Origin of the sequence: Caldimonas manganoxidans ATCC BAA-369, from assembly GCF_000381125.1 — a bacterium.
In the GTDB taxonomy this organism is placed as follows: Bacteria; Pseudomonadota; Gammaproteobacteria; order Burkholderiales; family Burkholderiaceae_C; genus Caldimonas; species Caldimonas manganoxidans.
This window is the reverse complement of sequence record NZ_KB905944.1, coordinates 40,025-60,562: the sequence shown is the minus strand read 5'-3', so window position 1 is coordinate 60,562 and position 20,538 is coordinate 40,025. Positions and strand designations below refer to the sequence as shown.

The following is a 20,538-nucleotide window of genomic DNA, read 5'->3' as shown; positions in this document are numbered from 1 at the left end:
CGCCCGCGCGCGGCCGGGCGTCGCTCAAGACGGCATGAAGCGCTTGCTGCGTGCGATCGACATCAGCATGCCCAGGCCCAGACCGAGCGTGACCATGGCGGTGCCGCCATAGCTGATGAAGGGCAGCGGCACGCCCACCACGGGCAGAATGCCACTGACCATGCCCATGTTGACGAAGGCATAGGTGAAGAAGATCAAGGTCACCGCCCCGGCCATCAGGCGCGCGAACAGGGTGGGCGCCTCGCTGGCGATCATCAAGCCGCGCAAGATGAGAAAGACAAAGCCCAGGATGAGCGCCAGATTGCCCACCAGCCCGAACTCTTCGGAATAAGCGGCGAAGATGAAGTCGGTGGTCCGCTCGGGAATGAATTCCAGATGGGTTTGGGTGCCTTTCATGAAGCCTTTGCCGGTCCACCCCCCCGAGCCGATGGCGATCATGCCTTGAATGGTGTGGAAGCCCTTGCCCAGCGGGTCTTTGGTCGGATCCAGCAAAGTGCAGATGCGCTGGCGCTGGTACTCGTGCAGCACTTTCAGATCCACCCCGGGCGCGCAGATGCGCTCTTCCAGGCTCACCAAGGCCACCACGCCGATCACCGCGGCGGTCACCGCCGGGATCACCAGCTTCCAGGACAGCCCGGCCAGGAAGATCACGGCCAAACCGGCGGCCAGCACCAGCAGCGAGGTGCCCAAATCGGGCTGGCGCAGGATCAGGCCCACCGGCACGGCCAAAATCACCGCAGCCACCAGAAAGTCGGGCACGCGCAGCTGACCCTCGCGGCGCTGGAACCACCAGGCCAGCATCAGCGGCACGGCGATCTTCATGATTTCGCTGGGCTGGATCACGGTCAGGCCGATGTTCAACCAGCGGGTGGCCCCTTTGCGTGTGATGCCGAAGAACTCCACCCCCAGCAGCAGCACCACGCCGACGGTATACAGCGGCACGGCGATGGCCATCAGCCGATGTGGCGGCACCTGCGCCACCAGGAAGACCACGGCGGCGGCAATGAGCATGTTGCGGGCATGGTCGACGAAGCGGGTGCCGTGGTCGTAGCCGGCCGAGTACATGATCAGCAGTCCCGCGCCGCACAGCAGCAGCACCGCGGCCGACAGCGCCGGATCGAAGCCGAACAGCATCGGCTTGAGCCGCTGCCACAGCGAGGGACGTTCGAAGGTCACGTTCATGGCACACGCGCCGCGCGGGGGGCCGGCGACAAGGGGGTGGCCGACGCCGGGTCGTCGGCGGGCAGGGCGATGGCCGGGCCGCTCAAGCGGCTGCCCTCCAGCGCCGAAGAGACCGGCTGCACGGCGACCGTGGCGGCCAGGCGAGGGGTGCCGATGGGGGCGGCGGCCTCGCCGCGCTGCACGGCGGCAATGTCTTGCTCGCTGGGGTACAGGCCCGCGAGCCAGTAGTCGAACACCCGCCGCACAATCGGCGCGGCCGACTGCGCGCCGAAGCCAGCGTTTTCCACGATCACCGCCACGGCGATGCGGGGATCTTCCAGCGGCGCGAAAGCCACGTACAGCGCATGGTCGCGCAGATACTCGGCCAGCTTGGCGGCGTCGTAGCGCTCGTTCTGGCGGATGGAGACGGCCTGCGCCGTGCCGGTCTTGCCGCCGCTGCGGTACGGCGCGCCGACGAAGCTGCGCGTGGAGGTGCCTTCCTGCGTGACCGCGTACATCGCTTCGAGCACCACTTTGACGTGTTCGGGCTTGAGCGCCAACGGGGGCAACGGCTCGTGGTTCACCGCACGGGCTTCATGGGTCACGGGGTCGCGGATCTCGCGCACCACATGCGGCCTGTGGCGCTGGCCGCCGGAGGTCAACGTGGCCATGGCATGCGCCAATTGCAACATCGTGAAGCTGTTGTAGCCCTGGCCGATGCCCAACGAGATGGTCTCCCCGGCATACCAGCGTTGCTGCTCGGGCCGCCGGTAGGTGCGGCGCTTCCAATCGGTGGACGGCAGCACACCGCGCGCCTCGCCGGGCAAGTCGATGCCTGTGAGCTGGCCGAAGCCGAAGGGGGCCATTTGGTCGTGGATGAGGTCCACGCCCATTTCGTTGGCCAGGGTGTAGTAGTACACGTTGCTGGACTTGATGATCGAACGGCGCATATCCACCGGACCCAGCCCGGTATCGCCGTGGCTGCGGAAGCGGTGGTTGCCGAACACGAACACGCCGTTGTCCATGATCGTCTGGCTGGCCGTGCGGGTGCCGGTGTTGAGCGCGGCCAGCGCCATGAAAGGTTTGTAGGTCGAGCCTGGCGGATAGGTGCCACGCAGCGCACGGTTCAGCAGCGGCCGGTCGATCGATTCGTTCAGCGCGCGCCAGTTCTCCACGTCGATGCCTTCGACGAAGAGATTGGGGTCGAAGGTCGGTTTGCTCACCAGGGCCAACACCTCACCGCTGCCAGGGTCGATGGCCACCAGTGCGCCGCGCCGATCCCCGAAGAGCTGCTCGACCAAGGCTTGCAACTTGATGTCGATCGACAGCACCACGGTGTGGCCCGGTGTGGCCGGGCTGGAGCGCAGTCGGCGCACCGCGCGCCCGCCGGCGCTGGTCTCCACTTCCTCGAAGCCGGTGGTGCCGTGCAGCTCGCGCTCGTAGGCTTGCTCCACGCCGAGCTTGCCGATGTACTCGGTGCCGCGGTAGTTGGCCAGCTCCTCCTCGGGCCAGTCTTCCATGGCCTTTTTTTCGGCCTGGTTGATGCGGCCGATGTAGCCCACCACGTGGCTGCCCACGTCGCCCAGCGGATAGTGGCGGAACAGCCGCGCTTTGACCTCCACACCGGGGAAGCGGTAGCGCTGCGCCGCAAAGCGCGCCACTTCTTCATCGCTGAGCCGGGTGCGCACCGGCAGCGAATCCAGGCCCTTGGTTTCTTCCATCAGGCGCCGAAAGCGCCGGCGGTCGGCCGCACTGATGGTCACCAGCTCCGACAAGGCGTCGATCGTGGCGTCCAGGTCGTCCACTTTCGAGGGGGTGATTTCCAGCGTATAGGCGGCGTAATTGCGGGCCAGGACGATCCCATGGCGGTCCAGGATCAACCCGCGGTTGGGCGGGATCGGCAGCACGGCGATGCGGTTGTTCTCGGCCCGCGCGCTGAGCTCGTCGTGTTGGAGCACTTGCAAGTACACCAGCCGCGCCACCACCAGGCCAAAGCATGCCAGCACCATGGCGGCGGCAAACAACAGCCGGGCGCGAAAGCGCGACAGCTCGCGTTCGACGTCCTTCAGCTCGGTCATGTCTGGATCACAGCGGACGGTTCTCGTCCGGATCGGGCGCACGCCGCTGCGGCGCCAACAGCACCCAACTGGCCAGCGGCCATAGCGCGGCCTCCAGCACCGGAGCCAGCAGCAGCTCCCATCCCGGGAAGATGCCACCGGCGGCCAGCCGGATCAAGACGAGCGCCGCATGGGCGGTAAAAAACAGCGGCAGGATCTGCAGCGCTTGCTCCAGCAGCGAGAACCACAGCAAGCGGCGGTGGATGGTGATTGCGAAATAGCTCAACAGCGTGTAGGCCAAGGCATGCTGCCCCAGCAGCGCGCCTTCATGCACGTCCATGACCAGGCCGAAGACGAAGGCCGCCCCGATGCCGATGCGCCGCGGCTGATGCACGTTCCAGAACACCAGCGTCAGCGCCAGCCAGTCGGGCATCGCCAGGGAGCGCCCCAAGGGCAGCATGTTCAAGGCCAGGGCCACGGCCAGCGACGCCCAGATGAACACCGGGCTGGCCGGCAGCAAGAGTTGGTCGGATCCGCGCGGCATCATGGCTGAGACCTGCGTTCAGCGGCCGTTGGCGCTGCGGCGCTGCGAGCGCGGCAGGGCTTCGGAGGCGGGCTCCGGCGGTGGCGGCAATGCATGGCCCACGGGTTCGAGCACCAACACATGACGCGCACTGTCCAGTTGTCCGACCGGCTCCAGCAGGATGCGGGCGAAGGCGCTGTCGGCGCGGCGTTCGACGCGGCTGACCACGGCCACCGGCAAGCCCGCGGGATAGACGCCGTCCACGCCCGAGGTGGCCAGGGTGTCGCCCTCGCGCACATCCGCGTTGGTGGGCATGAAGCGCAACTCCAAGCCGGCGCGCTGGGGGTCGCCATAGGCCAGCCCGCGCACCTGGGTGCGGGTGTTGAGCACGGGAATGACGGCATCCTTGTCCACCAGCAGCGTCACCTCCGAGGTGAGCGGATACACCCGGGTCACTTGGCCGATCACCCCGGTGGGATCGATCACGGGCGAGCCCGGCACCACGCCTTGGGTGAGTCCGCGGTCGATCACCACTTTGCGGGTGTAAGGGTCGGGCCGGTCATAGAGCACCTCGGCCGCCAGCGTGCGGGTGGACACCGTGCTGCGCAGCTGCAGCAGCTCGCGCAGCCGGGCGTTTTCTTGTTCGAGCAGGTCCAGGCGGCTCAGACGCACGGCCTGATCGGCCAGCTGACGACGGGCCTGCGCTTCGGCGGCGCGCGCTGCGGCCAGCCCCTGCAGGTACTGGCCGGCGGCGCTGATGGCTTGGACCGGCATCAGCAAGACTTGTTGCACCGGATGCAGCGCCGTGGCGATGACCGCGCGCAAGGGCTCGGTGACGCTCAGCCGGCGGTCGGCCACCATCAGGAACAGGGCCAGCGCCGAAAAGACGATCAGCCGCGTGAAGGCCGACGGGCCTTGGCGGAAGAACGGCGGAGGGGTGCGGTCCAGCGTACCCAGGGGCATGGCGCGTGCGCAGGTCAGACACTCGGGGACGACGGCCGGCCCATCGGCGGCAGGGCCTTCATTCCGAGGTGAAGATCGAGCCCAGGCGCTCCATGCGTTCCAGGGCCGTGCCGCAGCCGCGCACCACGCAGGTCAGCGGGTCCTCGGCCACCAGCACCGGCAGGCCGGTTTCTTCGGCCAGCAGCCGATCCAAGTCGCGCAGCAAGGCGCCGCCGCCGGTGAGCATCATGCCGCGCTCGGCAATGTCGGCACCGAGTTCGGGCGGTGTTTGCTCCAGCGCGTTCTTCACCGAGGAGACGATCTGGTTGAGCGGATCGGTCAAGGCCTCCAGGATTTCGTTGGAGCTGATCGTGAAGCTGCGCGGCACCCCTTCGGAAAGATTGCGGCCCTTGACCTCCATTTCCTTGACCTCGGAGCCGGGAAAGGCCGAGCCGATTTCCTTCTTGATGGCCTCGGCCGTGGGCTCACCGATGAGCATGCCGTAGTTGCGGCGGATGTAGTTGATGATGGCCTCGTCGAACTTGTCGCCGCCCACGCGCACGCTGCCCTTGTAGACCATGCCGCCCAGGCTGATGACCCCCACCTCGGTGGTGCCGCCGCCGATGTCCACCACCATCGAGCCCGAGGCTTCCGACACCGGCAGCCCCGCACCGATGGCCGCGGCCATCGGCTCCTCGATCAGGTAGACCTCGGAAGCGCCGGCCCCCAGGGCCGATTCGCGGATGGCGCGGCGCTCGACCTGGGTGGAGCCGCAGGGCACGCAGATGATGATGCGTGGGCTGGGCTTCATCATCGAGCGCGGATGGACCATCTTGATGAACTGCTTGAGCATCTGCTCGGTGACGGTGAAGTCGGCGATCACCCCGTCCTTCATCGGCCGGATGGCCTCGATGTTGCCAGGCACCTTGCCCAGCATGGCCTTGGCTTCGGCACCCACGGCCTGGATGGTCTTCTTGCCGTTGGGGCCGCCTTCGTGGCGGATGGCCACCACCGAGGGCTCGTCCAGGACGATGCCCTTGCCGCGCACGTAGATCAGGGTGTTGGCCGTGCCCAGGTCGATGGCGAGGTCCGTCGAAAAATAGCGACGAATGGATTCAAACATGTGTCAGGGTTCCCGGGCGGCCGACCAGGCAGCCCTGGGCGGCCGCAGGCGTTGGTTTTGTATCGGGCCGCCCGCTGCGACGGTGGACCCGGCTTCTTGCACGAAACCGGCTCCGGATCCAGCGCTCGTTCGGGGGGAGAGCCCCGACGAAATCGCTGCGTCCAGGCCGGTTGTGGATAACCGAAGATAATACCCGAATGACCCTGCACCGATGCGTGCGGGACGCCCCAAACGCAAACGATTTCCCATGGCTTTGACACTTCAGGACGTGGGCCGCATCGCCCACCTGGCTCGGCTGGCGCTGAGCGAGGACGAGCAGGCCCAGATGCTCGAACAGCTCAACGGCTTTTTCGCCATCGTCGAACGCATGCGCGCGGTGGACACCACTGGCGTCGAACCCCTGTACACCCCGCTGTCGGCCGTGCAAGACGTGGTCTTGCGCTTGCGTGAGGACGTGGTGACCGAGACCGACCAGCGCGAGGCTCATCAGCGCAGCGCCCCGGCCGTCGAAGACGGGCTGTACCTCGTGCCCAAAGTCATCGAGTGAGGGCCCGATGAGCACCGAACTGCACCACTTGGGCGTGGCCGAACTGGCCCGCCGACTCCAGGCCAAGACCCTCTCCAGCGTCGAAATCACGAAACATCTGCTTGCGCGCGTTGCCGCCCACGAACAATTGGGCGCCTTCGTCTGCACCGACGAGGCCGTGGCGATGGCCCAGGCGCAGGCCGCCGACGCGCGTCGCGCCCGAGGCGAGACGGGCCCGCTGCTGGGCGTGCCGCTGGCGCACAAAGACATCTTCGTGACGGTCGACTTCCCCAGCACGGCGGCCTCCAAGATGCTCGAGGGCTACCGCAGCCCCTTCGATGCCACCGTCGTGGCGCGACTCAAACAGGCCGGCGCGGTCACGTTGGGCAAGCTCAATTGCGACGAGTTCGCCATGGGCGGCAGCAACGAGCATTCCGCCTTCGGCCCGGCGCGCAACCCCTGGAATCCGCAGCGCATTGCCGGAGGCTCCTCGGGCGGGTCGGCCGTGGCGGTGGCCGCGCGCTTGATTCCGGCGGCCACCGGCACCGACACCGGGGGCTCGGTGCGCCAGCCCGCGGCCTTGACCGGCATCACCGGCATCAAGCCCACCTATGGCCGCTGCTCGCGCTACGGCATGATCGCCTTTGCCTCCAGCCTGGATCAAGCCGGTGTGTTGGCACGCAGCGCCGAAGACTGCGCCTTGCTGCTGGGGGCCATGAGCGGCTTCGACGAGCGCGACGCCACTTCGGCGCAGCAGCCCGTGGAAGACTATGCTGCGGCCCTGCGCGCCGTGCGCGAAGGGGCCACGGCGGCCCAGCCGCTCAAGGGCTTGCGCATCGGCATGCCGCGCGAGTTCTTCGGCGAGGGCGTGGCCGCTGGCGTGCTTGCGGCGGTGCGCGCGGCGCTGGCCGAGTTCGAAAAGCTCGGTGCCACGCTGGTGGAGGTGAGCCTGCCGCGCACCGAGCTGTCCATCCCGGTCTACTACATCATCGCCCCGGCCGAGGCCAGCTCCAACCTCAGCCGCTATGACGGCGTGCGCTACGGGCACCGCGCCAAGCACTATGCCGACTTGCTCGACATGTACAAGAAAAGCCGCTCCGAAGGCTTCGGGGCCGAGGTCAAGCGCCGCATCATGATCGGCACGTATGTGCTCAGTCATGGTTACTACGATGCCTACTACCTGCAAGCCCAGAAGCTGCGTCGCATGATTGCCGAAGACTTCCAGGCGGCCTTTGCCCACTGCGACCTGATCGCCGGCCCGGTGTCGCCCACCGTGGCGCGCGCCTTGGGCAGCCAGACCGACCCGCTGCAGGAATATCTCGCCGACATCTTCACCTTGCCGGCCAGTCTGGCCGGCCTGCCGGGCATGAGCGTGCCGGCGGGCTTTGGCGAAGAGGGCCTGCCCGTGGGCTTGCAACTGATCGGCAACTACTGGAAGGAAAGCCAGCTGCTGCATGCCGCGCATGCCTTCCAACAAGCCACCGACTTTCACCTCCGTGCGCCGGAGGGCTGCTGAGATGACCCACACCGCATCCGAACTCGTGCGGGGCTACGAGGTGGTGATTGGCCTCGAGACGCACGTGCAACTGTCCACGCAATCGAAGATCTTTTCCGGCGCGAGCACCGCTTTCGGGGCCGCGCCCAACACCCAGGCCTGCGCGGTGGACCTGGCCCTGCCGGGCACGCTGCCGGTGCTCAACCGGGCCGCGGTCGAACGCGCCATCCGTTTCGGCCTGGCCGTCCAGGGCACGGTGGCGCCGCGCTCCATCTTTGCGCGCAAAAACTACTTCTACCCCGACCTGCCCAAGGGCTACCAGATCAGCCAATATGAAATTCCCGTGGTCCAGGGCGGGCAGATCGAGTTCTACGTGGGTGAGGTCAAGCACCGCGTGCGCCTGACCCGCGCCCATCTGGAAGAAGACGCCGGCAAGTCGCTGCACGAGGACTATCACGGCCACACCGGCATCGACCTCAACCGCGCCGGCACGCCGCTGTTGGAGATCGTCTCCGAGCCCGACATGCGTTCTTCGGCGCAGGCCGTGGGCTATGCCAAGGCCCTGCATGCGCTGGTGGTGTGGCTGGGCATTTGCGATGGCAACATGCAAGAAGGCAGCTTCCGTTGCGATGCCAACGTCTCGGTGCGCAAGCCTGGCCAGCCCCTGGGCACGCGCCGCGAGATCAAAAACCTCAACAGTTTTCGCTTCCTGCAGCAAGCCATCGACTACGAAGTCCACTGGCAGATCGACCAGCTCGAAGACGGCCTGCCCATCGAACAGGCCACCGTGCTGTTCAACCCCGACACCGGCCAGACGCGGGCCATGCGCAGCAAGGAAGACGCGCACGACTACCGCTACTTCCCCGACCCCGACCTGCCCCCGCTGGTGATCGCGCCCGAGTGGGTCGAGCAGGTGAAGGCCGACATGCCCGAGCTGCCCAGCGTGATGGCCGAGCGTTTTCAACGCGAAGACGGCCTGCCGGCCTACGACGCGACCATGATGACGCAAAGTCTCGCCCTGGCGCGCTACTACGAGGCCGCGCGCGATGCCTGTCAGCAACCCAAGCTCGTGGCCAATTGGCTGATGGGCGAGCTGTCGCGCCGGCTCAATGCCGAAGGCAAGGACATTGCCCAAGCGCCCGTGCCGCCGGCCACATTGGCGGCGCTCATCCTGCGCATCCAAGACGGCACCGTCTCCAACAACGGCGCCAAGCAAGTCTTCGAAGCACTCTGGAGCGGCGAAGGCAGCGATGTCGATGCCCTGATCGAGGCCAAAGGCCTCAAGCAGATGAACGACACCGGTGCGCTGGAAGCCATCGTCCAAGAGGTGCTGGCAGCCCACCCCAAGTCGGTGGAAGAATTCCGCGCCGGCAAGGAAAAAGCCTTCAATGCCTTGGTCGGGCAGGTCATGAAAGCCACCAAAGGCAAAGCCAATCCGGCCCAAGTCAACGAGTTGCTGCGGCAAAAACTCGGCGCTTGAGGCTCATCGCCGCAGCCAGCGCCGCCACCAGGGACGGCGGCGCAGCGCGGTGCTGGGGCCCACTGGGCCGGGGCGGCCGCCGAACAGGGCCTCGATGTCCAGCGACGAACGCCGCCCCAGGTCGGCGCGATGGGCAGCCAGCCAACGGTCGGCCGCGGCGCGGCCCAGCCCGAACAACTGTTCCAAAAATGCCGGATCGGTGTTGAGCTTGCTCGAGGCATTGAAGGGCGCCAGCCCCTCGTCGTCGGCCACCATGTGCAGGCGCAGGTCCTTGTGGTGCCGCGGGTCGAGCGCGTGCTCTCGCAGCAGCCGCGACACGAAGGCGATGGCGCGCAGCTCGGCGATCAGGCTGGCATTGAAGGTGATTTCGTTCACCCGGTCCATGATCTCCACACTGCGGGTGGGCGTGCCTTCGCGCCTCAGCGGGTTGATTCTCACCAGCAGGATGTCGAGCGCGTCGCTGCGGTCGATCAACGGATACAGCGCCGGGTTGCCGGTGTAGCCGCCGTCCCAGTAGGGCTGGCCGTCGATCTGCACCGCTTGGAACAAAAACGGCAGGCAGGCCGAGGCCAGCAGCGCATCGATGCTGAGGTCTTCGCCCGTGAACACGCGCGCCTGGCCGGTGTGCACCGAGGTGGCCGTCACGAACAGGCTCAGGCCCGGCACCCGGGCATGGGCGTGGCGCAGCGCGGCTTCGTCCACATGCCGGCGCACCACGTCGCGCAGCGGGTTGAGGTTGAGCGGGTTGAACTCGTACGGGCTGAAGCTGCGCCAGAAGCTGGTCACCCACTGGTAGTTGGGCAGCGCGTCGAAGTTGAAGCTGTTGTGCTGCGCCGCGGCCGCCTGCGTCAGCGAAAACGGCGAGAACACCTGGCCGCTGCGCCCCACGTCTTCCCAAAACGCCCGCAAGGCCGCCCGCGCACCCTCAGGCCCGCCGCGCACCAGCCCGGTGACCAGCACCGCACCATTCAAGGCCCCGGCACTGGTGCCGGAGATGCCCTGCACCACCAGGCCCTCGTCTTCCAGCAGCCGATCGAGCACCCCCCAGGTGAACGCGCCATGGGAGCCGCCGCCTTGCAGCGCGAGGTCGATCGGAAGACGAGGCGAGTGCATGGCAGCCCCCTAGGGTTTTCACGAAGTGTAGACCCGTGCGCTGGGGGCGGCGCCGAGCGCCGCCGGCCGCGTTGCGGTCTGTGGCCGCCGTGCACGGGGTGGGTGTTGGGGCCGCCCGATGGTCAGCTGAGCATGCCTCGGGAGGGGGGGCCAGGTGGGCGAGGTCGAGGCGGGCTAGTTCAACGCACCTGCGCCTAGCGTGCGATCCACCCGCTCGTGCAGCGCCGTCTGCAAGGCCACCAGCACGCCCTGGCGCATGGTCTCCAGCGCCATGCTGGCTGCCGGTGGACTCTGGCGCGCGGCCTGCTCGGGCAGCAGCGGCACATGCATGAAGCCGCCGCGTGCGTCGGGATGCCGCGTGGCCAGGGCATGCATCAGGCCGTAGAACACATGGTTGCACACGAAGGTGCCGGCCGTCTGTGACACCGAGGCGGGCAGGCCCGCAGCGCGCAGCTCGGCCACGATGGCCTTGATCGGCAGGGTGCTGAAGTAGGCGGCCGGGCCGCCGGGCACCACCGGCGTGTCGATGGGCTGGCGGCCGGCGTTGTCGGGGATGCGGGCGTCATCGATGTTGATCGCCACCCGCTCCAGGCTGAGGTCGGCACGACCGCCGGCCTGACCGAGCGCCAACACGAGGTCCGGCCGGTGCTGCTCGAGTGCGTGGTGCAGCCTGTCCAGCGCCTCACCGAAGACGCAGGGCAGCACCACGCCGGTGATCGGGGCCCCGTCCACGGACTGGCCGTGCAGCGCCTGGGCCAGCGCCTGCGAGGGGTTCAGGGCGTCGCCGTCGAAGGGCTCGAAGCCGGTGAGCAGGATGTTCATGGCGTGCGTCACTCGGTCATACTTGGTAGATTCGATGTTTGGGCAGGCCCCCGTGCGGGGGTGTTGCAGCGGTTGGGGAATCGCTTCGATCCGTCTCCTCTCGGCGGGCCTGCCACCCGTTCAGCCGACCGGTGCCCCCCAGCCGCCGCCGCCAGGGGTTTCGATCACGAAGACATCGCCTGCGCCCATCTCGGTGCTGCCGATGTGGGCCAGCACCTCCACCGTGCCGTCGCTGCGCTCGACCCGGTTGACGCCCAGCGCCCCGGGCTTTCCGCCGGCCAGTCCGAAGGCGGGCACGGTGCGGCCGTTGGACAGGATGGAGGCCGTCATCGGCTCCAAGAAGCGGATGCGGCGCACGCCGCCGTCACCGCCGCGCCAGCGGCCCGCCCCTCCCGAGCCGTGGCGGATCTCGTAGCTGTCCAAGCGCACCGGGTAGCGAAATTCCAGCACTTCCGGATCGGTCAGGCGCGAATTGGTCATATGGGTCTGGACCACGCTGGTGCCATCGAAGCCGCCGATCACGTCGCCATGCTCGTCGGTGTACACACCGGCGCCCGAGCCGCCCGAGATGGTTTCGTAGTACTGGTAGCGTTCGTTGCCGAAGGTGAAGTTGTTCATCGTGCACTGGCTGGCTGCCAGCACGCCCAGTGCGCCGTACAGCGCGTTGGTGATGCAGGTGGAGGTCTCGACGTTGCCGGCCACCACCGCAGCCGGTGGGTGGGGGTTGAGCATCGAGCCTTCCGGGATGATCACTCGCAGCGGCTTGAGGCAACCGGCATTGAGCGGGATGTCGTCATCCACCAGGGTGCGAAAGACATAGAGCACCGCGGCCATGCACACCGCTTTGGGCGCGTTGAAATTGTTGGGCAGTTGCGCAGAGGTGCCGGTGAAGTCGATCACCGCGCTGCGTTGGGCGCGATCGACGCGGATGGCCACTTGGATGCGTGCACCATTGTCCAGCGGCAGTGTGAATTGGCCGTCTTTGAGCGCGGTGATGACGCGGCGCACCGATTCCTCGGCATTGTCTTGCACATGGCCCATGTAGGCCTGCACCACGTCCAGGCCGAATTGCTCGACCATTTTGCGCAGCTCCTGCACGCCTTTTTCATTGGCGGCAATCTGGGCTTGCAGGTCGGCGAGGTTTTGCTGCGGGTTGCGCGCAGGGTAGGGGCCGCTGGACAGCAGGGCGAGGATGTCCTGCTCGCGCAGCACGCCGCCGTCGACGAGCTTGACGTTGTCGATCTGCACCCCTTCTTCTTCGATGCGGGTGGAAAAGGGGGGCATGGAGCCTGGCGTGATGCCGCCGATGTCGGCATGGTGGCCGCGCGAGCCGACGTAAAACAGCGGCCGCGCATGCCCGTCGAGGAACACCGGGGTGACCACGGTCACGTCGGGCAGGTGGGTGCCGCCGTGGTAGGGGTCGTTGAGCACATAGACGTCGCCGGCGCGCATGTCGGGGTTGCGCGCAATGACGGTCTTGATCGACTCGCTCATCGAGCCCAGGTGCACCGGCATGTGTGGCGCATTGGCAATGAGGTTGCCCGCCGCATCGAAGAGCGCGCAGGAAAAGTCCAGCCGCTCTTTGATGTTCACCGAGTAGGCGGTGTTTTGCAGCTGCAGGCCCATTTGCTCGGCGATGTTCATGAACAGGTTGTTGAACACCTCCAGCATCACCGGGTCCACCGTGGTGCCGATGGCTTTGCGCTGGGCGCGCGCCTGCACGCGTTCGAGCACCAGGTGGTCGTGGGCCGTCACGCGCGCCTGCCAGCCGGGCTCGACCACGGTGGTGGCATTGCGTTCGGCGATGATGGCCGGGCCGTCGATCACATGGCCGGGCCGGGTCTGCTCGCGCAGCACCAGCGAGGCCGGCCACCAGCGGCCGCCGCTGAACATCCGCACCTGCGCGGCCACCGGAGCCGGCGCTTCGGCGTGGACGCTGTGGCGCGGCTCGGCCGGGGCTGCGCCTGCGCCGACGGCTTCGACCGACACCGCCTCGACCACCAGGCCGCGGCCCTGCATCAGGAAGGCGAAGCGCTGACGATAGGCCGCCTCGAAGGCCGCCCGGATCTGCGCCACCGTGCCCAGCGGTACCGACAGCGCGGTGTCGGTGCCTTCATAGCGCACGCGCACGCGCGGCTCGATGTGCACGTGCCGGGCGCCCACGCCTTGGGCGAGCAGTTCCTCGCGTGCTTGCTGGGCCAGGGCGTCCACCTGGGCGGTCAAGGCGGGGAGTTCGGCCTCTTGCAGCGGGCGTTCCACGGCCGCCTCGCGCAGCACGCGCTGCTCGGCCAGGCCCATGCCGTAGGCCGAGAGCACCCCGGCCAGGGGGTGGATGAACACCCGCGTCATGCCCAGCGCATCGGCCACCAGGCAGGCATGCTGGCCGCCGGCACCGCCGAAGCATTGCAGGGTGTAGCCCGTGACGTCGTAGCCACGGGCCACCGAGATCTTCTTGATGGCATTGGCCATGCTGCCCACGGCGATGTCGATGAAACCTTCGGCCACTTCTTCGGGCGAACGCTTCACCCCCGTGGCGGCTTCGATGTCGGCGGCCATGGCGGTGAACTTCTGGACCACCACCTCGCGGTCCAGCGGCTGGTCGCCCGTGGGGCCGAACACCCGGGGAAAGTGCTCGGGCTGGATCTTGCCCAGCATCACGTTGGCGTCGGTCACGGTCAAGGGGCCACCGCGTCGATAGCAGGCCGGCCCCGGGTTGGCGCCGGCGCTGTGCGGCCCGACGCGCAGGCGCGCACCGTCGAAGCCCAGGATGGAGCCGCCGCCGGCGGCCACGGTGTGGATGCTCATCATCGGCGCACGCACGCGCACGCCGGCCACCTGCGTTTCGAAGGCGCGCTCGAACTCGCCGGCATAGTGCGACACGTCGGTGGAGGTGCCGCCCATGTCGAAGCCGATCACCCGATCGAAGCCGGCCCACTCGGCCGTGCGCGCCATGCCCACGATGCCGCCGGCGGGGCCCGACAAGATGGCGTCTTTGCCCTGGAAGCGGTCGGCTTGCGTGAGGCCGCCGCTGGACTGCATGAAATACAGCGGCACGCCGGGCATCTCGGCGGCGATTTGCTCGACATACCGGCGCAGGATGGGCGACAGATAGGCATCCACCACGGTGGTGTCGCCGCGCGAGATGAATTTCATCAGCGGGCTGACCTCGTGCGACACCGACACCTGCGCAAAGCCGATCTGTCGGGCCAATGCAGCGGCGGCTCGTTCGTGTTGGGTGTGGCGCCAACCGTGCATGAAGACGATCGCGCAGGCGCGCAGCCCGTCGGCATAGGCGGCCTCCAAAGCCGCGCGCAAGGCGCCGACGTCGAGCGCTTGGATCACTTGGCCGTCGGCGCTCATGCGCTCCTCGGCTTCGATCACGCGCTCGTACAAGAGTTCGGGCAGCACGATGTGACGGTCGAACAGCCGCGGCCGGTTCTGGTAGGCGATGCGCAAGGCATCGCGAAAGCCGCGCGTGGTCACCAGCAGCGTGCGCTCGCCCTTGCGTTCCAAGAGCGCATTGGTGGCCACCGTGGTGCCCATCTTGACGCATTCGACGCGGTCCGGCGTGATGAGGGCATCGGGGGGCAAGTCCAGCAGCTGGCGAATGCCGGCCACGGCCGCATCGCGGTACTGCTCGGGGTTGTCCGACAGCAGCTTGGCCGTGGTGATGGATCCGTCCGGGCGCCGCGCCACGATGTCGGTGAAGGTGCCGCCGCGGTCGATCCAGAACTGCCAACGCTCGGTGGTCGTGTTCATGGGCAGCTCCTCGAGGTTCACAGCGAAGCGGCCGCGCGTGCGGCCTGATCGTACACACCGGACAGGACACGCAACAGCCGGGCCAGCTCGCCGATTTCATGGTTGAGCGCCTCGTTGGCATTCAAGGCGCTGATCAAGCAGGCCTCGCGAATGTCGCGGTAGCGCTCCACATAGCGCCGGCCGGTCTCGGTGGTGGCGTAGGTGACGTCTTTGCCATTGCGGCTGGATTGCACCACGCCGAGGTTTTGCAGTTTTTTCAAGGAGTAGTTGATGAGGTGCGTGTCCTCGACGTTCATGATGAAGCAGATGTCCGACAGGCGCTTGTCGCGTGCGCGGTGATTGACATGGTGCAGCACCAACACGTCCAGCGGCGTGAGCTCGCGCAGACCGGCCGCGGCCATGCAGTGCACGATCCAGCGCGAGAAGGCGTTGTGAGAGACGATGAGCCCGAACTCGAATTCGCTCAGTTCGCTGCTGCGCGGTGAGACCAAATGGGCCGACGAGACGATGGGGCGCCGCGCCTCGGGCGCGGCACTGGCGGGGGTGAGGGGCGCGGACTTGCGGCGCGGCATGGTGATCCTCCTGGGGCACGGGGCGCACCAAGATCGACCACGGGGGCTTCACTGGGCGCAGGCCGATGGGTTGACTGTACGCCAATGTACGACAGTCATCGACGTTTTATCGATAAATTGTCGACATGACGGGAAAACACCGATCCCGAATCGACGGCAACCCACTACATTGGGGGCACGCCCTGGCCCCGTTCTTGCGTGACCAGCCTGCCCGGCGGCCGCTTGCGGCCGCTTTCGACCGGATTGGAGGTTCTCATGCTCAAGCCATCTCTCGTTGCTGCTGCACTGGTGGGGTTTGCCGCCAGCGTCTTTGCGCAGACCAAGTGGGACCTGCCCACCGCCTACCCCGCCAGCAACTTCCATAGCCAGAACATCGCCCAGTTCGCCAAGGAGGTGGGCGATGCCAGCGGGGGCAAGCTGTCCATCACCGTGCACCCGGGCGCCTCGTTGTTCAAGGCGCCGGAGATCAAGCGGGCGGTGCAGGGCAATCAGGCGCAGGCTGGCGAGATCTTGTTGGTGAACTTCCAGAACGAGTGGCAGCCTTTCGGCCTGGATGGCATCCCGTTCTTGGCCGACAGTTATGCGGCGGCTCGCAAGCTGTATGCCGCGCAAAAGCCGGCGTTGGAGAAGAAGCTCGCCGAACAGGGCCTGATGCTGCTCTTTTCGGTGCCCTGGCCGCCGCAAGGCATCTACAGCAAAAAGCCGCTGAATGCCGCGGCCGACCTCAAGGGCAGCAAGTGGCGCGCCTACAGCCCGGCCACCTCGCGCATTGCCGAGCTGGTGGGCGCACAGCCCGTCACGGTGCAAGCCGCCGAGCTCTCGCAGGCCTTGGCCACCGGCGTGGTCGAGTCGATGATGACCTCGGGCGCCACCGGGGTGGACAGCAAACTCTTCGAGCACCTGAAGTATTACTACGACACGCAGGCCTGGTTGCCGAAGAACGCCGTGATTGCGAACAAACGGGCCTTCGAGGCTCTGGACAAGGCCACGCAGGAGGCGGTGCTCAAGGCGGCGGCTGCGGCCGAAGAACGCGGCTGGGCGGCCAGCCAGCGCGTCAATACCGACACGTTGGCCACGCTCAAGGCCCAAGGCATGACGGTGCAGCCGCCGTCGGCGCAATTGAAGGCGGACTTGCAGAAAGTGGGTGAGGTGCTGCTCAAGGAGTGGCTGGACAAGGCGGGCCCAGAGGGCCAGGCGATCGTGGACGCCTACAAGAAAATGTGATGCGTCGCGTCCTCGATGCGCTTTATGACGGCGCGGCGGCGCTGGCGGCGCTGTGCATGATCGGCACCTTGGCCATGGTCTTGGGCAGCGTGATCGACCGCTTCCACACGCTGCCGCTGCGTGGCATGGATGCCTATGCCGGGTATTTCATGGCCGCGGCGGCCTTTTTGGCGCTGGCCCACACGCTCAAGTGCGGCGAGCACATCCGTGTGACCCTGGTGCTCCATGCGCTGGGCCCGCAGGGCCGGCGGGCGCTGGAGCTGTGGAGCCTGTCGGTCGCCGTGGGCCTGTCCGGGCTCTTCGCGTTCTACAGCGCGCGCCTGGTGTGGCAGTCGCATGCCTTCCACGACATCTCCACGGGCATCGACGCCACGCCGCTGTGGATTCCGCAACTGGCCATGGCCATCGGCACGCTGCTGCTGTTCGTCGCATTCGTCGATGAATGGTGGCTGGCCGTGCGCGGGCGGGGGTCGCAGCAGCGTGAAGCGGGGTTGTGATGAACGACGTGCTGATCACCACCTTGTTGGTGCTGAGCCTCTTTGCCCTGCTGGGCACGGGCGTGTGGATTGGCCTGACGCTCACCGGGGTGGCCTGGATCGGCATGCAGCTGTTCAGCGCGCGCCCAGCCGGCGATGCGATGGCGCTGACCATCTGGGGCTCGGCCTCGAGCTGGACGCTCACGGCCTTGCCGCTGTTCGTGTGGATGGGCGAAATCCTGTTCCGCACGCGGCTGTCCGAAGACATGTTCAAGGGGCTGGCGCCTTGGATGAACCGCCTGCCCGGCCGCTTGCTGCACACCAACATCCTGGGCTGCACCCTCTTTGCGGCGGTGTCGGGTTCGTCGGCGGCCACCTGCGCCACGGTGGGCAAGATGGCGTTGCCAGAGCTGCAGCGTCGTGGTTATCCGCAGGGCATCGTCGTGGGCTCGCTGGCTGGGGCCGGCACCTTGGGCCTGCTGATTCCGCCGTCGCTGATCATGATCGTCTACGGCGTGACGGCCGACGTGTCGATCGCGCGGCTGTTTGCCGCCGGGGTCTTTCCCGGCCTGCTGGTGGCCGGGTTGTTGATGCTGTACGTGATGGTGTGGTCCGCATTCCATCGCGATCAGATCCCCGCGGCCGAGCCGGGACTGTCCCTGCGGGACAAGCTCAAAGCCTCGCGCAGCCTGATCCCGGTGGTGCTGCTGATCCTGGCGGTGCTGGGTTCCATCTACACCGGCATCGCCACGGCCACCGAGGCGGCGGCGCTGGGCGTGGTGGGCGCGCTGGTGCTGTCGGCCGCGCAAGGCTCGCTGAGCTGGGAGACCTTTCGCGCTTCCTTGATGGGCGCCACGCGCCTGTACTGCATGATCGCCCTCATTCTCGCGGGCGCGGCCTTCCTGACGCTGTCGATGGGCTACATCGGCCTGCCGCGTCACCTGGCCGAATGGATCGGCACGCTGGGCCTGTCGCCCTTGGCGCTGCTGGTGGCCTTGATGGTGTTCTACATCCTGTTGGGCTGCTTTCTCGATGGCATCTCGATGATCGTGCTGACCATGGGCGTGGTGCTGCCCATCGTGCAGGCTGCCGGCATCGACCTGCTGTGGTTTGGCGTGTTTCTCGTCATCGTGGTGGAGATCGCCCAGATCACGCCACCGGTGGGCTTCAATCTTTTCGTGCTGCAGGGCATGACCGGCCGAGAGCTGCCGTGGATCGCGCGTCAGGCCGCGCCGATGTTCGTGCTGATGATCGTTGCACTGGCCGTGATCTACCTGGTGCCCGAGATCGTCACCTGGTTGCCGCAGCGGGTGATGGGGCGCTGAGCGCGACGGGACTCTCACAGTCCCAACAAAGCGCGCACGCGCAGCTGCTCTGTCGCGTCGAAGTGGCTGGCGATCCAAGCCTCGATGGCGTCGCGGCGTTGGGGCTCGGACAGGTGGGCAGCCTGCCGTAGGGCCTGCAGCTGCTGGCGCGCCTGGTCCAGCCGGGCTTGCCACTGGGCCTGGGCCTCGTCTTCGGCGCGCAGACGTTCGGCGGCTTCGAGGCCAAACTGCTCGATGCGCCGGCGGTGCAGCTCTTCGGCGCTGAACTGGGGGTCCGGGTGCAGCAGCGGCGATGGGGCCTCCGAGAGGTCGCGCGAGCTTGCAGGCGTGTTGGGAGGCGTGTTAGCCTCCAGGCGTCGCCGCAGGGCTTCTTCCTCGTCGCGAAAGAAGGCCTCGGCCCACACCGGGCCTAGGATGTCGCGGCGTGCGCGCTGACGTTCGGCCAAGGCTTGGGCCCAGCTGTGGGGGTCGCCCCAGCGGGCCGCGCTGGCATGGGGCCGCTCCAGCAAGGCGATGTAGCGGTCCCACACGGCCAAGATCTCGGCGCTGGCGTGTGGCCCCACGTCGCGCAAGGTGCGGTCGCGCAGCCAGGCGGTGAGCTCGTCCAGATTGACTTCGCCCAGTGTGGTGAGCAATTGATCGAAGCGCCGGCGCAAGGCGAGGCTGGGCTGCAACCGGCCGGCCGCATCGACGCTCCAGTCGCCGTCGAGGGCGGCCTCGCGCAGCGAGCCGTCGACGAAGAGCGCCTGCTCGACATCGGCCACCGAGCGCGACAGCGCCGGCCCGAGGCTGCGCAAAGGCGAGGGGGCCGCCCCCATCAGGCTGAAGCCTTCGGTGCGGCCCAGCGGTGCGGTGGCTGGCTGGGCCAGCGGCGGTGCTTCGTCTTGCGCGTAGCTCCAGGTCAGGACCACGGCCACCGCGACGGTGGCCAGCGTCAGGGCCAAGGCACCCTTGCCCATCTCACCTTCTCACAAACCGGCTTGCTTGAGCCGGTTGGCATGGGTGCGATAGAAAGCCACCGGGTCCGGGGTGAACAGTCCGCGCAGGCCGAAGGCTTGGTTGACTTCGTCGAGATGGTTCCAGGGATAGTTGTCGCGCAGCACCATGCCCCAACGCGAGGCGCAGCGCCCGACCAGGCCATCGTTGTCTTGGCCGCGGAAGGCCAGCGAGGTCAAGCCCAAAAAGCCATCGCTCGGGTCCAGCACATTGGTCAACACCGAGCTGCCGCTGGCCGAGTAGTAGCGCACGCCGTTGACGCTGGAGGGGCCTTGGCCGCAATAGCTCGTGGGCCGGCCTTGCGGAAAGCGTTGATTGAAGGCCGCGCTGCCTTGCGTGGTCAGCGAGATCATCGCGGCTTCGGAGTTTTGCGGCAGCCCGGGGGCGCCGGACAAGAGGCTGATCACGCTGGCAAATCCGTTGACCAAGGCGGCCACCGTGGCGGTGGTGCCGGTCACGCCGGTGCCGGTTTGGATGGCGTCGGCCACCGGGCTGCCCAGGTGCGGCGTGCCCATCGTGGTGACCGAAGCCACCAGCTCCGGCGCCACGGCCGCCACGTAGCGAATGGTATGGCCGCCATGGCTGTGGCCGATGAGATTGAACTTCTGGTGCCCGTATGCCGCTTTGAGGCGACGCAGCTCGGCCAGCAGTTGCTCACCCCGCACCTCGCTGGCGTTGGCGGCCGACTGCTGGGTCACGTAGACCTTGGCACCGCCGGCGCGCAGCGCCGAGGGGATGCCGTACCAGTAGTCGATCGGCCCGACCGCATCGAAGCCGAACAGGCCGTGCACCAGCACGATGGGGTAACGGGTTTGGGTGTAGGTGTCGGCCTGCGCCGACAGGGGCAGTGCGGCGGCGCAGCCCAGACAAGCCACGGCCAGCGCACTTTGGTGCAAACGTCGTTTCACGGGGTGTCTCCTCGGTGATGGGGTCCACGCTCGACT

The 20,538-nt window shown here is 67.4% G+C and carries 17 protein-coding genes; 6 read left to right on the top strand and 11 right to left on the bottom strand.

The features are described 5' to 3' along the window. Nucleotides 1–24: 24 nt before the first annotated feature. From rodA to F615_RS0110160, 5 genes are read right to left on the bottom strand one after another with little or no spacing between them, the layout of a single operon-like run. On the bottom strand, nt 25–1,182 hold the full coding sequence (gene rodA / locus F615_RS0110180; protein ID WP_019561080.1) for a rod shape-determining protein RodA: 1,158 nt from the start codon (nt 1,180–1,182) through the stop codon (nt 25–27). After that, nucleotides 1,179–3,239, bottom strand: coding sequence for a penicillin-binding protein 2 (gene mrdA / locus F615_RS18220; RefSeq protein WP_019561079.1), 2,061 nt, complete (start codon nt 3,237–3,239; stop codon nt 1,179–1,181). The genes rodA and mrdA overlap by 4 nt, the downstream gene beginning before the upstream one ends. 7 nt (nt 3,240–3,246) lie before the next feature. Next, complete coding sequence (mreD, locus tag F615_RS0110170; protein ID WP_019561078.1) at nt 3,247–3,765, bottom strand: rod shape-determining protein MreD; 519 nt, start codon at nt 3,763–3,765, stop codon at nt 3,247–3,249. Between the two features lie 15 nt (nt 3,766–3,780). Next, nucleotides 3,781–4,704 carry a rod shape-determining protein MreC gene (mreC, locus tag F615_RS0110165; RefSeq protein WP_019561077.1) on the bottom strand — a complete coding sequence of 308 codons (924 nt, stop codon included), beginning with the start codon at nt 4,702–4,704 and terminating at the stop codon, nt 3,781–3,783. A gap of 58 nt (nt 4,705–4,762) precedes the next feature. Continuing rightward, complete coding sequence (locus F615_RS0110160; RefSeq protein ID WP_019561076.1) at nt 4,763–5,806, bottom strand: rod shape-determining protein; 1,044 nt, start codon at nt 5,804–5,806, stop codon at nt 4,763–4,765. A 247-nt stretch (nt 5,807–6,053) separates the two neighbouring features. On the opposite strand from F615_RS0110160, the gene gatC reads away from it, so the two are divergent. The 3 genes from gatC to gatB are packed head-to-tail and all read left to right on the top strand — an operon-like array spanning nt 6,054 to nt 9,307. Then, nucleotides 6,054–6,353 (top strand): Asp-tRNA(Asn)/Glu-tRNA(Gln) amidotransferase subunit GatC, encoded by a 300-nt coding sequence (gene gatC / locus F615_RS0110155; RefSeq protein ID WP_026330215.1) that lies wholly within the window; start codon nt 6,054–6,056, stop codon nt 6,351–6,353. Between the two features lie 7 nt (nt 6,354–6,360). Beyond that, on the top strand, nt 6,361–7,848 hold the full coding sequence (gatA, locus tag F615_RS0110150; protein WP_019561074.1) for an Asp-tRNA(Asn)/Glu-tRNA(Gln) amidotransferase subunit GatA: 1,488 nt from the start codon (nt 6,361–6,363) through the stop codon (nt 7,846–7,848). Between the two features lies 1 nt (nt 7,849). Then, a complete protein-coding gene (gatB, locus tag F615_RS0110145; protein WP_019561073.1) occupies nt 7,850–9,307 on the top strand; it encodes an Asp-tRNA(Asn)/Glu-tRNA(Gln) amidotransferase subunit GatB in 1,458 nt (485 codons plus the stop codon). Nucleotides 9,308–9,310: 3 nt separating this feature from the next. Here the strand turns inward: gatB and F615_RS18215 are convergent, their stop codons facing one another. The 4 genes from F615_RS18215 to F615_RS0110125 form a co-directional block, all read right to left on the bottom strand. Then, a complete protein-coding gene (locus F615_RS18215) occupies nt 9,311–10,420 on the bottom strand; it encodes a patatin-like phospholipase family protein (protein ID WP_019561072.1) in 1,110 nt (369 codons plus the stop codon). Nucleotides 10,421–10,594: 174 nt separating this feature from the next. Then, nucleotides 10,595–11,242: a pyroglutamyl-peptidase I gene (pcp, locus tag F615_RS0110135; protein WP_019561071.1), complete on the bottom strand. Its 648-nt coding sequence runs from the start codon at nt 11,240–11,242 to the stop codon at nt 10,595–10,597. 120 nt (nt 11,243–11,362) lie between these two features. Continuing rightward, nucleotides 11,363–15,001, bottom strand: a complete 3,639-nt coding sequence (locus tag F615_RS0110130; protein ID WP_019561070.1) for a hydantoinase B/oxoprolinase family protein — start codon at nt 14,999–15,001, stop codon at nt 11,363–11,365. A gap of 17 nt (nt 15,002–15,018) precedes the next feature. Continuing rightward, a complete protein-coding gene (locus tag F615_RS0110125) occupies nt 15,019–15,573 on the bottom strand; it encodes a winged helix DNA-binding protein (protein WP_019561069.1) in 555 nt (184 codons plus the stop codon). 255 nt (nt 15,574–15,828) lie between these two features. Between F615_RS0110125 and F615_RS0110120 the strand changes: the two genes are divergently transcribed. Genes F615_RS0110120 through F615_RS0110110 form a run of 3 tightly spaced genes read left to right on the top strand, consistent with a single transcriptional unit; the run spans nt 15,829 to nt 18,598 of the window. Next, on the top strand, nt 15,829–16,797 hold the full coding sequence (locus tag F615_RS0110120; RefSeq protein ID WP_019561068.1) for a TRAP transporter substrate-binding protein: 969 nt from the start codon (nt 15,829–15,831) through the stop codon (nt 16,795–16,797). Then, nucleotides 16,797–17,294 (top strand): TRAP transporter small permease, encoded by a 498-nt coding sequence (locus tag F615_RS0110115; RefSeq protein ID WP_019561067.1) that lies wholly within the window; start codon nt 16,797–16,799, stop codon nt 17,292–17,294. Before F615_RS0110120 ends, F615_RS0110115 begins: the two co-directional genes overlap by 1 nt. Continuing rightward, on the top strand, nt 17,294–18,598 hold the full coding sequence (locus tag F615_RS0110110) for a TRAP transporter large permease (protein WP_019561066.1): 1,305 nt from the start codon (nt 17,294–17,296) through the stop codon (nt 18,596–18,598). The genes F615_RS0110115 and F615_RS0110110 overlap by 1 nt, the downstream gene beginning before the upstream one ends. Before the next feature lie 14 nt (nt 18,599–18,612). Here F615_RS0110110 and F615_RS0110105 read toward each other — a convergent pair whose 3' ends face one another. Both F615_RS0110105 and F615_RS0110100 read right to left on the bottom strand, forming a co-directional pair. Further along, nucleotides 18,613–19,557 (bottom strand): lipase secretion chaperone, encoded by a 945-nt coding sequence (locus tag F615_RS0110105; protein WP_019561065.1) that lies wholly within the window; start codon nt 19,555–19,557, stop codon nt 18,613–18,615. 9 nt (nt 19,558–19,566) lie between these two features. After that, nucleotides 19,567–20,502, bottom strand: coding sequence for an esterase/lipase family protein (locus F615_RS0110100; protein ID WP_019561064.1), 936 nt, complete (start codon nt 20,500–20,502; stop codon nt 19,567–19,569). Nucleotides 20,503–20,538 lie beyond the last annotated feature (36 nt).